The sequence below is a fragment of the Flavobacterium sp. PLA-DH12 genome, from assembly GCF_059511845.1.
On sequence record NZ_JCAMPD010000001.1, the window covers coordinates 447,973 to 460,562 of the forward strand.

Genomic DNA, 12,590 nt, shown 5'->3' on the forward strand with positions numbered 1-12,590 from the left:
TTCATTTAGATTCCTTCATAACTCATAACTCATAATTCATAATTCATAACTTAACAAAACCTAATTTAAAAATGAAAGCAAACATCGGAATCAAACAAGAGAACATCTCAAAAATCGTCGAAATTTTAACTAAAGTTCTTGCAGACGAATTTATACTTTATACCAAAACAAAAAGAGCACACTGGAACGTAGAAGGTCCAGACTTCTACAACAAGCATATTTTCTTTGAACAGCAATATGATGCCATTGACGAAATTGTTGATACTGTTGCAGAAAGAATCCGTTCTTTAGGTCATTATACACCAGCAACTTTAAAAGATTTCTTAGCTTTAACACATCTTACCGAAGAATTACAAGAGAAAAACGACAGTAATGGTTTTATTAAAGAATTACTTTTAGATCACGAAAGCATTATTATATATCTGCGAGAAAACATCAATCTAATTGCTAACGAGCTACAAGATGCAGGAACAAGCGATTTTATAACTGGTCTTGTAGAAAATCATGAAAAAATGGCGTGGATGCTTCGCGCTCATTTAAACTAAAAAGAAATTATGGAACTAAAACAAAACAATATTTGGTACGTAACCCTGCTTCTAACAATCATAGCAGGGTATTGCGATACCGTAACTTTTGTTGCCGCCGATTCGATATTTTCGGCTCACGTTACGGGTAACTTTATCGTATTTGCTTACCAGATTATCAAAGGCTCAGATCTTCATGCGTGGATAAAACTGCTTACTTTTCCCATATTTATTATGGCAGTAATTATTGGTGGAAGAATTGCATTAAAAGCTACTAATCGTTATACCATTTTACTTTGGGAAGGCATAATACTGCTTTTAAGCGGCATTGCTTCTTACGCTTTTGGCTATTTGCAAAACTTCGAACAATGGACCATGTATACGGTCGCCATGTCAACCGTTTTTGCAATGGGACTTCAGAATGCTTTTGGAAAACTTTACGCAAAAGAAACCTATGGCCCGACAACTATGATGACAGGAAATGTCACTCAAGCTTCTCTTGATCTAGGAAATCTATTAAAAAACGGATTCAAAGATGCTGAAATCCTTGCAAATTTTAAAAAACAGCTTATTACTATAATTGGATTTCTTGTCGGCTGTTTTCTTGGAGCTGTTGCAGGAAAGTTTTTCGGATTAGGAACTTTAATTCTGCCAGGAATTGCAATGATTATTTGCTATTTATATCATCGAGACAGCCAGTAAACAAGCCTTTTTGAATTGCAGTTTACTAATAAAATAGTATCTTTAAAGAATGGTTTTATCTCTTTTTCCTAAAAAAAGAAATAACTGAAATACGTATAAAACAGAAATATAACCCAATAATATGGAAACAATAAAACTAGAATTAGACGAAAAAAAACATGGCGCTTTTAATCTTTATGTTGATGATAAAAAATTAGGAGAAATGACAGTAAGCATCAAACCTGATTTACTAACGGTTTATCATACTGGAGTTGAACCAGAAGCTGAAGGAAAAGGTTATGCAAAGAAACTTTTAGAAGAAATGGTGTCATACGTTCGCGCCAATAATTTGAAGGTTTTACCGCTTTGTCCTTATGTTCATGCGCAATTCAAAAGACATCCAGAGGAATATGCGGATATTTGGAAGAAGTAAAAAAGATGAAAGAAGAAAGATTAAAGATTAAAGACGAAAGACTGGAGATGAAAGTCTCTAGTCTCTAGTCTCTAGACTAAAATTAAAGATTAAAAACTATGAATACAGATATATTAACAGACGGTGTTCCTTTAAACGAAGCGAAAAAAGCTTTAATTATGATTCACGGACGCGGTGCAAGCGCTCATGATATCCTTTCTATCGCAAAACATCTTAAAGTGGAGGATTTTGCTTTGGTTGCTCCTGAGGCAGAAAACAGAACTTGGTATCCGTATTCGTTTTTAGCGCCGCTAAACGAAAATGAACCTTCATTTTCAAAATCTTTAGAAGCAATTCATCAGGTTGTGGTGGCTATTCAGCAAAACGGAATTGAAAAAGAGAATATTTATTTCTTAGGCTTTTCTCAAGGAGCTTGTCTTGCTTTGGAATTTACAACCAGAAATGCAGCAAAATATGGCGGAATAGTAGCTTTTACAGGGGGACTTATTGGAGATAAAGTATATGAAAATCATTATTCTGGAAACTTTGAAAATACGCCAGTTTTTATTGGAACAAGTGATCCTGATTTTCATGTTCCCGTAGAAAGAGTAAATGATACTGAAACACTTATGACAAAAATGGGTGCAGACGTAACTAAAAAAATCTATTCAAATATGGGACATACCATCAGTCAAGATGAAGTAGATTGCGCAAATGCATTGATTTTCAATAAAAAACAATGATCACTATAACTCGTGTTTACAGCGATTCCAACGGAGAAAGCCATTTTGAAGATTTTCAAGTTCCGCTGAAAAATAATGGCGATATCGGATTTTTATCTGATGATGAACCTGTCCAATCTATTGTTTTTAGAGAAGTAAATGCTTCTTATGATTACGATTTTCATAATGCGCCAGACCGCCAGTATATTGTTTTACTGGAAGGAGGCGTAGAAATCGAAACTTCACTGGGAGAAAAAAGAACATTTCCAACTGGTTCCATTTTATTGGTAGAAGACACTACTGGAAAAGGCCATAAAACTAAAAATATTGAGCCAAAACTTCGAAAATCAATCTTCATAAAACTATAATTTAAAAAACTGCCACTCCCGATAGCTATCGGGATAAAGGATTCAATGGTTTCTTTTGCCACGAAGACGCTAAAACACAAAGTTTTCTTTTAAAGAATAATAAAAAGGAATCTCGCAAAGACGCAGAGTCGTAAAGTTTTTTTCTAACTAATAATAAATTTAAATCTGCTCAAATCTTTTTATCCCGATAGCTATCGAGAGCGTGAAAAAATATCAATAGTAAACACAAGACTATGTGTATTTATATAAGTGAAACGCCTTTTATACACACCATAAAAGCTATGTTTCTGTGTGTTAAAAAAATCCCTCCTCCCGATAGCTATATTTCATATCATTAAATCACGATATATCGTGTAATATCAAATTTAATTTTTCTTAAAAAACCCTGAAAACAAAGCGTTTAATCAAATGGAATAGGATTTGGTTATTCTTTGAAAATTTTAGAAACGCACCGTATTTCATTTCTTAATCTAGGTTAATCGATGCAGAAGCATAACGGACGTAAATTTGTAAAAGAAAATCAAACAACAATTTAATATTACAAATACCATGGAAAATAAAATATTAGGCTTACACCATATTACTGCAATCGCAGGTGACGCTAAACGCAATTTTGACTTTTATTCAAAAGTTTTAGGATTAAGATTTATCAAAAAAACAGTAAACTTTGACGATCCTGGAACATACCATTTTTACTTTGGTGACGAAGTTGGAAGCGCTGGAACAATCTTAACTTTTTTCCCTTGGGGAGAAGGAATCCAGCAAGGAAGAAAAGGGTCTGGAATGGCAACCGAAATTGGGTATTCTGTTCCAAAAGGAAGCTTAGATTTCTGGCAAAAACGTTTTGAAAAATACAATGTAATTTACAACAAACCTGCTGAAAAGTTCGGAGAAAAATATCTGACTTTCTTAGATCCAGACGGACTAAAATTAGAGTTAATCGAATCTAAAACAGACGATAACAGAAAAGCTTGGGAAACTGACGAAGTAAAAGCAGATGTAGCTACAAAGGGTTTTCATAACATTACTTTGACTTTAAACAACATCAAAGCAACTGCTGCCATCTTAACAGACATATTCGGTTACAAATTAATCGATCAGGAAGTAAATCGCTACCGTTACGCAACAGATGCTGTAGAAAGCGCTGCCATTGTTGACTTGGTAGAATTGCCAGAGGAAAAACGCGGTTTAAATGCAAATGGTACTGTTCATCACGTAGCATTCCGTGTTCCAAATGATGAAATTTTGATGAAATTCAGAGAAAAAATCGAAGATTACGGATTGTCTATTACTCCACAAATTGACAGACAATATTTCCATTCTTTATATTTCAGAGAACCAGGAGGCGTTTTATTCGAAATTGCAACTGATAATCCTGGGTTTACTGTAGACGAAAGCTTAGAAGAATTAGGTCAAAACTTAAAACTTCCTGCACAATACGAACCTCAAAGAGCTGCTATTGAAGCGCATTTGGTTAAAATTAATTAATTGAAAAACTAAGCCGGTTTGTTTTAAACCGCAACACAACTATTTGAAAAAAGAGGTTTTCTTTTGAGAAAACCTCTTTTTTTGTAAGCTTTCGAAAAGCATAAAAAATGTGTCGCTCCGCTGGAGCTTTTTCCCATTTGTCTTATTGAAATTCTCTAAATATTTTGCCCCGCTGGGGCATTACCTAACAATTTACAATATAAAGCTTTAGAAGATTTCTCTTTACACGCTTCGGAGAAGCGAAATATTTATAGCAAAAATTGAACATTTACAATATAAAGCTCCAGAGGAGCGACATATAAGAATTCAAAAAATGTCCCTCCGCTGGAGCTTTTTTTCATTCATCTTATTGGAATCTATAAATATTTTGCCCCGCTGGGGCATTACCTAACAATTTACAATATAAAGCTTTAGAAGATTTCTCCTTACACGCTTCGGAGAAGCGGAATATTTATAGCAAAGATTGAACATTTACAACATAAAGCTCCAGAGGAGCGACATATTTTACTCCACTTCGAAATTTAATCTTCTGCAGCCATTAATTCTAATTTAGCCATAATCAATGCAAGATTATTTTCAATCTTAATTTTTCCATCACGCCATTCTTTTTTATTTGATCCTCTTGAAATTCTAAAAATAAAATCGCCTGTAAAAAAATACCCCCAAGTTTCTCTCAGACCATTTTTGATTAGTCTTTTTTGTGCTTCTCTTAAATCAACTTTAATTTCAGTTCCATTATTAAAGCAAACCGTATCCAATCCGTCGAGACCTTTTCTAAATTCATGTCCACGGTATCGAACCAGTTTTATAAAAGCATTCATAAACAGCAAGGCACGATTCAGGTTTTCGACAGAAACGCTCAAATCCAAAATCTCCAATTTATCGGCTAGAACGTCATCATTTAAAATTTTACTTTCCCAATACTCTTTAGTCGAGGTAATAATATTAATTGACTTATCGAGCTTTACATCAATAGTCAAAGGAGCTTGAGAGTCATTTTTTATACTTTGAGTTAAATCAAGCAAAGGAGTAGATTTAGCAGGAACTCTAAGTTGCATTTCGTACGTCTTTTTAAAAATAGTAATCTCATTACTTCCGTCAAAATCTAACGGTAACTGTGGAATGATTTTTCTCTTATATTCTGGTCCAACCCAATGTCTGCTTTTTGGCAGCGGAATCTTCATTTTTTCGCACGCATTTTTTATTCCCATACTGGAAACTTCATAATGTTTTGCAATCTGTGGAATCGGAAATTTCCAAACCAAACCATAAAGTTCTGATCGGGTAAAAGTAATTTTGTCCATAAATCAGTAAATTCAATTCAAAAAGAAATTCACCACCTCTACAATTGCTTAAAGAAATGGTGAATCATCAAAAATTAAGTGTTACTCTACTCCGCCTCCTAAAGCACGGTACAGGTTAATTGCTGCATTCAGCTTTTCGAGTTTTATTGTTACCAGATCCAATTCGTTTTGAAGCGAACTGTTCTGGGCTGCGATTACTTCAAGGTAATTCGCCATTCCGCTTTTGTAAAGCAAAGAAGCATCCGAAGTTGCTTTGTCTAACGACTCTGCTTTATCTTTCGCTAAAATCATACGTTCATCGGCATATTTTAATCTAGACATAGCATCGCTTACTTCTCCAACTGCGGTTATAAAAGATTGTTTGAATTGTACAACCGCTTTTTCTTGTTCGATAACAGCCACTTCGTAAGCTGTTCGCAATGCCTTTTTTCTAAAAATTGGCTGTGCTAAATTGGCTGCAATCGTTTTGGTAACAGAACCTGGAAAATTAAACCAATTTTCGAATTCAAACGAATTAACCCCAATTGACGGATTCAAACTCAAAGTCGGATACATAGTTGCTTTTGCCAGTCCGGTTTTAGCATTAGCAGACATTACGGCATATTCACTGGCTTTTACGTCTGGTCTTCTACTTAAAAGCGAAGCAGGAATTCCTGCTGGAAAAACAACGGCAACTTCGGCTGCATCAATGTTTCCTGCTCTTTCAATCTTGTCTGGATATTCTCCACATAAAATCTGCAAAGCATTTTCTTGAACCGCAATATTCGCTTTCGCTAAAGGCACCAATAATTCAGCTGTTTTTTTCTGAGCTTCAGTCTGATTAACAGCCAAAGAACTAATTGAACCTGATTTATACTGCAATTGCATCATGTTCAAAGTATTGGTACTCAATTCGATATTTTTCTCTGCAATTTTCAATTGTTCGTCTAAACCTAACAAATTATAATAAGATTGCGCTACCTGAACAATAATTCGGGTTTTTAATGCCGAAAGATTTTCTTTTTGAGCAAAATATGCTGCTTTTGCATCTCTTTTCTGCATCGCTGCTTTTCCCCAAATATCTACTTCCCAAGAAAGACGAAGATTCGCACTGTAATCGTCCATATAATCTTTACCGATAAACTGCTGGCTCAAAGATCCGTTCAAAGAGTTTTTTGATGGATAAGCACGGCTTGCACCTGCATCAAAATCAAGTGTTGGCATTAGAGACAATTTGGCTTGTTTATAGTTCAAATCAAGCTGTTCCATGCTTTTCATGGCAATGATAACTTCATTATTTTTAACCAAAGCCTTTTCAATCAAAGCAACCAGAAGAGGATCTTTGTAATAGTTTTTCCACGGAAGCAAAACCGTATCTCCAGTTACCGCGATTTCCTCGCGGAATTGGTCTGGAGCATTTAAATCTGTACGGGAATATTTTTTTCCTACCACACACGACGTCATAATCGCTCCGGTAAATAAAACAATTCCGATTTTATATAGTGTTTTCATTATTATTCTTTTATCGTTTGAACTTGAGTCGCGATCTTTTTTCTTGATACTTTTTCCTGTAAATATTGGAATACAATGAAAAGCAACGGAATGACAAAAACACCCAACACAACACCGCTAAACATTCCGACAGCCGCACTCACACTGATAGATCGGTTACCAACTGCAGTTCCTCCAGAAGCAAACATCAACGGAATCATACCTACAATAAACGCTAGCGAAGTCATGATAATTGGTCGCAACCTTGATCTTGATCCTTCAATTGCGGCTTCGATTATCGTTAATCCTGCCAAACGTCTCTGCAAAGCAAATTCGACAATCAAAATCGCATTTTTAGCCAAAAGTCCGACAAGCATTATTAATCCGACTTGAACGTAAATATTGTTATCTAAACCAACAGCTTTAATTCCGGCGAAAGCTCCTAAAATTCCTGTCGGAATAGAAAGCAATACCGCAAGTGGCAATAAATAACTTTCGTATTGAGCAGCAAGCAGGAAGAATACAAACAATAGACACAACCCAAAAATGGCAACAGTCTGGCTTCCTCCTGCTTTTTCCTCAAGACTTAAACCTGTCCATTCGTATGTATAATCAGATGGAAGTTTATCTAAAACTTGTTCCAGATTTTCCATAATTTGTCCGTTACTATAACCAGGCAACGCCATTGCTGTAATGTTTACCGAATTATAAAGATTATAACGGTTTACCGATTCTGGTCCGTACACTTTGTGGAACTTCACAATTGATTTTACTGGAACCATCTGCATATCACCATTTCTAACGAAAATTTCATTAAACGCATCTTCATCCATTCTAAAAATACCGTCGGCTTTTACATTCACACGGTAAAATTTACCAAATCTCGAAAAGTCAGCTGATTGATCTCCTGCAAAATAGGTTTGGATATTTCCTAAAAGCTCTTTGATATTTACCCCCATTTGGCGTGCTTTGTCTTCGTCAACTTCCAATTCCAACTGCGGATAATCGGCTCTAAAAGTCGTATAGGCATATTGCACTCCAGGCTGTTTCATAATCTGTGCGATTACTTTATCAGACATGGCTTTTAAAGTTTCTGGACTTCTCGCCATTCTATCCTGCAACACAATCTCAGCACCGCTCGTTACCCCAAAACCTTCTACTGGAGGCATTCTGAAAACCATAATCTGACCTTCTTTAATTTTTGCCAGTTTTCCGCTTACGATATTCATAATTTCTTCAATATCCTTAACTGCTCCCCTGTCTTTCTTTGGCTTTAGTTTAATAAAACCTAATCCATAAGCAGGGCTTGCACTGTTACTCAAAATATTGAATCCTGTAATACTCGTATTAACATCTATAGCTTCTATTGGAGCCAATTCTTTTTCTAATTTTTGAATTACAGCAGTTGTACGATCAAGCGCCGTTCCCGGTGGCATTGATAAACTGTACACCATGAAACCATCATCTTCAAGAGGCACAAAACTTTTTGGCGTAGACATCATGGTATATACCGCAATGGCAGTAATTCCTGTAACCACTCCTGCCGCAAGCCATTTTCTTCCAATTAAGAAACGAACACCTTTGATATATCTTCCCGTTAAATTGTTGAAACTTGAATTGAATCCAACGAAAAAACGATCTTTAAAACTTGTTTTATGTTCCTTATTATCTCCATGCTTATGTCCGTGATTCTTTAGCAAAAGCGCACATAATGCAGGCGTAAGGGTCAAAGCGTTTACAGCAGAAATGATAATTGCAATCGCCAGTGTATAAGCGAATTGTTTATAGAAAATCCCTGAAGACCCCGTCATAAATCCAATCGGAATAAATACCGCTGACATAACCAGAGTAATCGAAATTACCGCTCCCGTGATTTCTGCCATTGCACTGTGCGTTGCTTCTTTGGCCGAAATTCCTTCGTCTTCTTCCATTTTACTGTGCACCGCTTCGACAACCACAATCGCATCATCGACCACAATTCCGATCGCTAAAACTAAAGCAAAAAGCGTTAGAATATTAATCGTAAATCCGAAAACAAGCAGGAAGAAAAACGTTCCCACAATCGCAACCGGAACCGCAATAGCCGGAATAATCGTCGAGCGAAAATCCTGAAGGAAAATAAATACTACAATAAATACCAGAATAAAGGCTTCTAGCAAAGTCGATTTTACCTGTCCTGTTGCTTCATCCAATCTTTCTTTGGTACTCATTACGTTAACGTATTTAATACCCGGAGGAAAAGATTTAGACAATCGTTCTACTTCTTTATTAATTCCGATTTCGATGTCGTTGGCATTTGACCCCGAAGTCTGTAAAATAGCCATTGTAACGGCATTTTTACTATTCGATTTATTATCACCGCTGTACGAAATAGAACCAAATTCTACTCTCGCTACATCTTTAAGTCTTAAGACATTACTTCCGACATTCTTAACCACAATATTTTCGTATTGCTCTGGCTTGTTCTTTTTTCCTTTGTAACGTATTACATATTCTAATGCTGCTGAAGATTCTTCTCCCAATTTTCCTGGAGCCGATTCTAAACTCTGTTCCGCAATAGCTTGAGTAACATCTGACGGAACCAAACCTGCATTGGCCATTTTACGAGGATCTAGCCAGATTCGCATTGAATAATCTTTCTGCCCGAAAATCTGAACCTGTCCTACTCCCGGAACACGTTTCATTTGAGGCACTAAATTGATATTGGCGTAATTCTGGAGGAACAGCTCGTCGTATTTGCTATTATCATCTGTATACAAGTTGAAAATAACAATCATACTATTTTGCTGTTTCGAAGTCGTTAACCCCATTCGGATAACTTCCTGAGGCAATTTTGGAGTTGCCTGCTGCACTCTGTTTTGCACGTTTACGGCAGCCTGATCTGGATCTACACCTTGCTTAAAAATGACGCTTATCGAAAAAGATCCGTCATTACTCGCAGTAGATTTAATGTACTGCATATTTTCAACTCCGTTAATCTGCTCTTCTAAAGGCGTTACTACCGAACGAATAACGGTTTCACTATTTCCTCCCGGATACGAACCGCTTACCATAACAGTTGGTGGCGAAATATCTGGAAATCGCGTTACCGATAATCTGGTAAGACCTATAATCCCCAGTATAACCAGTACAATAGAGATAACTGTGGCCAATACTGGCCTGTCTATTATTTTCTTTAACATGGAAATGTTATTTTATTGAATGAAAAATTATTTACTGCTGGTGTTTTTAGCAGCGATTTTTGGAACGACTTCCATCCCATCGTAAAGCACATCGATATTATTGAGTGCCACTTTATCTCCAGCTTTCAAACCAGATTTTACAAAATAATCTGCTCCAGCGCTTCCCGCGATTTCAATTGGAACCATGGCTATTTTGTTTCCTTCTTTCAGAATAAATACAAAAAATTTATCTTGAATGTCTTTTACGCTCGCCATTGGAATTGTAATTACAGATGATAAACTTTTGTTCAAGACAATTCTTGCCGAACCTCCAGAACGCAATTCTTTTTTAGGGTTTGGAAATATGGCTTTCAAAGCAATTGTTCCTGTTGCACGATCAATGTTTCCGCTGGCCACTTCCAATTTTCCTTTTTGATCGTACTCGCTGTCATCGGCCATAATTAAACTTACAGTCTGATTGTTTTTTGCATCTTTTGAAAAAGCCAAATAATCTGCTTCTGTCAAAGAAAAATATACAAATACGCTATTAATTTCTGAAAGTGTGGTTAATGGAACGGCATCATTTGGCGTAACCAAGTTTCCGATACGGTTTGGAATACGGCTAATATAGCCGCTCACAGGAGCTTTAATCAAAGAGAAATCGGCATTTAACTGAGATGATCCTAAAGCGGCTTTTGCTTGTGCTACTTGTGCTGTTGCGGCTTCGTAATTGGCTTGAGCTGTTTTTAACTGCATGTCTGAGAAAACTTTACCTTCAACCAAAGGTTTGATTTTCTCTACTTCCAATTTCGCATTCGCCTGATTAGCTAAAGCGCTTTTGTAAGCTGCACGGCTATTATTTACTTGTTCAGCATAAACATCGCCTTTAATTTTAAAAAGAGATTGTCCCTTGGTTACATAGTCTCCTTCTTTTACATAAATAGCTTCAAGATATCCTGAAACCTGAGCTTTTATATCAACGTTTACAGTACCTTCGACTGTTCCTGGATATTTCTTTTCTACTTCTCCTGTAACCGAATTGGTCTGAAGAAAGTCTACTTCTGGCTTTGGAGGAGCCATTTGCGCATCTCCGCTTTTTCCGCATGAGGAAAGGGAGATCATTATCAATAAAATTGCAATCCTGCCAATTGCTTTATTATTTTTAAAAAACTGTTTTGTCATTTTACTTTTCATTTTTAAATGAATTACCTCAAATTTGGCAGCAAAATAACAGCGTAAAACCGTTTTTTTAAGGAAGAAATTTACCCAAACGACATATTTTGATACTGAAACGTTGACTTAGGTTTATGCCACGAAGGTGCTAGGGCGCGAAGTTTTTTCTGCCACGAATTTTTGCCACGAAGACACTAAGACACAAAGTCTTTTTTTAAATAAACAAAAAAGGAATCTCGCAAAGACACAGAGTCGAAAAGTTTCTTTTTGCCACAGATTAAAAGAATTAAAGAGGATTTTTTTCTCGAAAATTAAACGCATTCTTTGTCATCCTGACGAAGGAAGGATCACACTAGAAACTCGACGAAGATTTGCTATAGATTGCGGAGCTACTTACGAAGATTTCTCGTTCCTCGAAATGACAAACGTTATAGTAAAATGTAATAAAAGAAAACTTCGTGCCTTAGCGCTTTTGTGGCAAAACAAAAAACCTTAGAATCTTAGCATCTCAGAACCTTAGCACCTTTCTTACCTATCCATCCACTGCTTAAAGAAAGGAGTTTTTTCACGACTAATGATTACCTCTCGTTCGGGATCGAGTTTTAGTTGAATTTTAAGTTTTGCGTTGAAGTAGTTCGCAATAGATTTGATGCTTTCAGCACGAATGAAAAACTGGCGGTTGGCACGGAAAAAGATATTCGGATCTAATTCCTGCTCCAGTTCTTCCATAGTTTGCGGAATAGAAATAATGACACCAGATTTAAGAAATAAATTGCTGGTTTTAAATTCCGAATATATAAAGTCGATATCTGAAACGTCTACACTTTTGTAGCCATCTCGATAGGTTACTAAAAAGCGCATTCTGAAAACTGGCTTTTCAATCAGTTCTTTTAAAATTCCAGCGATATTGGTTACGTTGGATTCGTTTTTATTTAAAGATTTGAATTTGGTTAATGCAAATTCCAATTCGTTCTTTTCAATAGGTTTCATCAAATAATCGATGCTGTTAACCTTAAAAGCGCGAATTGCATATTCGTCATACGCTGTGGTAAAAATGACTGGACAAGTGATATTGATTTCATCAAAAATAGCAAAACTTAATCCGTCGGCTAGACGAATATCCATCGTAATTAAATCGGGAGCTGGATTTGATTTTAACCAAGCCACAGTATCTACAACTGTATCAATAATGCCTAAAATCTCACAATTGGGTTCTAGTTCTTCCAACAGCCTTTTTAATCGGCTGGCGTTAATGCTTTCATCTTCTACAATTAAAATTTTCATAAC

11 protein-coding genes are annotated in these 12,590 nt (G+C 36.1%); 6 read left to right on the forward strand and 5 right to left on the reverse strand.

The features are described 5' to 3' along the window. Positions 1-71: 71 nt before the first annotated feature. From AC5ZCW_RS01935 to AC5ZCW_RS01960, 6 genes are all read left to right on the forward strand, one after another. Positions 72-545 (forward strand): Dps family protein, encoded by a 474-nt coding sequence (locus AC5ZCW_RS01935; protein ID WP_281632382.1) that lies wholly within the window; start codon positions 72-74, stop codon positions 543-545. A gap of 9 nt (positions 546-554) precedes the next feature. Then, positions 555-1,226, forward strand: a complete 672-nt coding sequence (locus tag AC5ZCW_RS01940) for a YoaK family protein (protein ID WP_496117582.1) — start codon at positions 555-557, stop codon at positions 1,224-1,226. A 121-nt stretch (positions 1,227-1,347) separates the two neighbouring features. Then, a complete protein-coding gene (locus AC5ZCW_RS01945) occupies positions 1,348-1,638 on the forward strand; it encodes a GNAT family N-acetyltransferase (protein ID WP_496117584.1) in 291 nt (96 codons plus the stop codon). 98 nt (positions 1,639-1,736) lie between these two features. Then, complete coding sequence (locus AC5ZCW_RS01950) at positions 1,737-2,360, forward strand: alpha/beta hydrolase (protein ID WP_496117586.1); 624 nt, start codon at positions 1,737-1,739, stop codon at positions 2,358-2,360. Continuing rightward, entirely contained in the window at positions 2,357-2,707 is a 351-nt protein-coding gene (locus tag AC5ZCW_RS01955; protein WP_496117588.1) for a cupin domain-containing protein, read from the forward strand. The genes AC5ZCW_RS01950 and AC5ZCW_RS01955 overlap by 4 nt, the downstream gene beginning before the upstream one ends. A gap of 549 nt (positions 2,708-3,256) precedes the next feature. Further along, positions 3,257-4,195 carry a ring-cleaving dioxygenase gene (locus AC5ZCW_RS01960; RefSeq protein WP_177209778.1) on the forward strand — a complete coding sequence of 313 codons (939 nt, stop codon included), beginning with the start codon at positions 3,257-3,259 and terminating at the stop codon, positions 4,193-4,195. Positions 4,196-4,716: 521 nt separating this feature from the next. On the opposite strand, the gene AC5ZCW_RS01965 is transcribed toward AC5ZCW_RS01960, so the two are convergent. From AC5ZCW_RS01965 to AC5ZCW_RS01985, 5 genes are all read right to left on the reverse strand, one after another. After that, on the reverse strand, positions 4,717-5,499 hold the full coding sequence (locus AC5ZCW_RS01965) for a hypothetical protein (RefSeq protein ID WP_496117590.1): 783 nt from the start codon (positions 5,497-5,499) through the stop codon (positions 4,717-4,719). An 81-nt stretch (positions 5,500-5,580) separates the two neighbouring features. Beyond that, a complete protein-coding gene (locus AC5ZCW_RS01970; RefSeq protein ID WP_496117592.1) occupies positions 5,581-6,990 on the reverse strand; it encodes an efflux transporter outer membrane subunit in 1,410 nt (469 codons plus the stop codon). A gap of 2 nt (positions 6,991-6,992) precedes the next feature. After that, positions 6,993-10,151, reverse strand: coding sequence for an efflux RND transporter permease subunit (locus tag AC5ZCW_RS01975; RefSeq protein ID WP_496117594.1), 3,159 nt, complete (start codon positions 10,149-10,151; stop codon positions 6,993-6,995). Between the two features lie 27 nt (positions 10,152-10,178). Beyond that, entirely contained in the window at positions 10,179-11,312 is a 1,134-nt protein-coding gene (locus AC5ZCW_RS01980; RefSeq protein WP_496117596.1) for an efflux RND transporter periplasmic adaptor subunit, read from the reverse strand. Positions 11,313-11,831: 519 nt separating this feature from the next. After that, positions 11,832-12,587: a LytR/AlgR family response regulator transcription factor gene (locus tag AC5ZCW_RS01985; RefSeq protein WP_496117598.1), complete on the reverse strand. Its 756-nt coding sequence runs from the start codon at positions 12,585-12,587 to the stop codon at positions 11,832-11,834. Between the last annotated feature and the right edge of the window lie 3 nt (positions 12,588-12,590).

Excerpts from the sequence above, each read along its gene's own strand:
- AC5ZCW_RS01935 (WP_281632382.1), top strand. The coding sequence starts at position 72 with ATGAAAGCAAACATCGGAATCAAACAAGAGAACATCTCAAAAATCGTC.
- AC5ZCW_RS01955 (WP_496117588.1), top strand. The coding sequence starts at position 2,357 with ATGATCACTATAACTCGTGTTTACAGCGATTCCAACGGAGAAAGCCAT.
- AC5ZCW_RS01970 (WP_496117592.1), bottom strand. The coding sequence starts at position 6,990 with ATGAAAACACTATATAAAATCGGAATTGTTTTATTTACCGGAGCGATT.
- AC5ZCW_RS01965 (WP_496117590.1), bottom strand. The coding sequence starts at position 5,499 with ATGGACAAAATTACTTTTACCCGATCAGAACTTTATGGTTTGGTTTGG.
- AC5ZCW_RS01985 (WP_496117598.1), bottom strand. The coding sequence starts at position 12,587 with ATGAAAATTTTAATTGTAGAAGATGAAAGCATTAACGCCAGCCGATTA.
- AC5ZCW_RS01975 (WP_496117594.1), bottom strand. The coding sequence starts at position 10,151 with ATGTTAAAGAAAATAATAGACAGGCCAGTATTGGCCACAGTTATCTCT.
- AC5ZCW_RS01945 (WP_496117584.1), top strand. The coding sequence starts at position 1,348 with ATGGAAACAATAAAACTAGAATTAGACGAAAAAAAACATGGCGCTTTT.
- AC5ZCW_RS01950 (WP_496117586.1), top strand. The coding sequence starts at position 1,737 with ATGAATACAGATATATTAACAGACGGTGTTCCTTTAAACGAAGCGAAA.
- AC5ZCW_RS01940 (WP_496117582.1), top strand. The coding sequence starts at position 555 with ATGGAACTAAAACAAAACAATATTTGGTACGTAACCCTGCTTCTAACA.
- AC5ZCW_RS01980 (WP_496117596.1), bottom strand. The coding sequence starts at position 11,312 with ATGACAAAACAGTTTTTTAAAAATAATAAAGCAATTGGCAGGATTGCA.
- AC5ZCW_RS01960 (WP_177209778.1), top strand. The coding sequence starts at position 3,257 with ATGGAAAATAAAATATTAGGCTTACACCATATTACTGCAATCGCAGGT.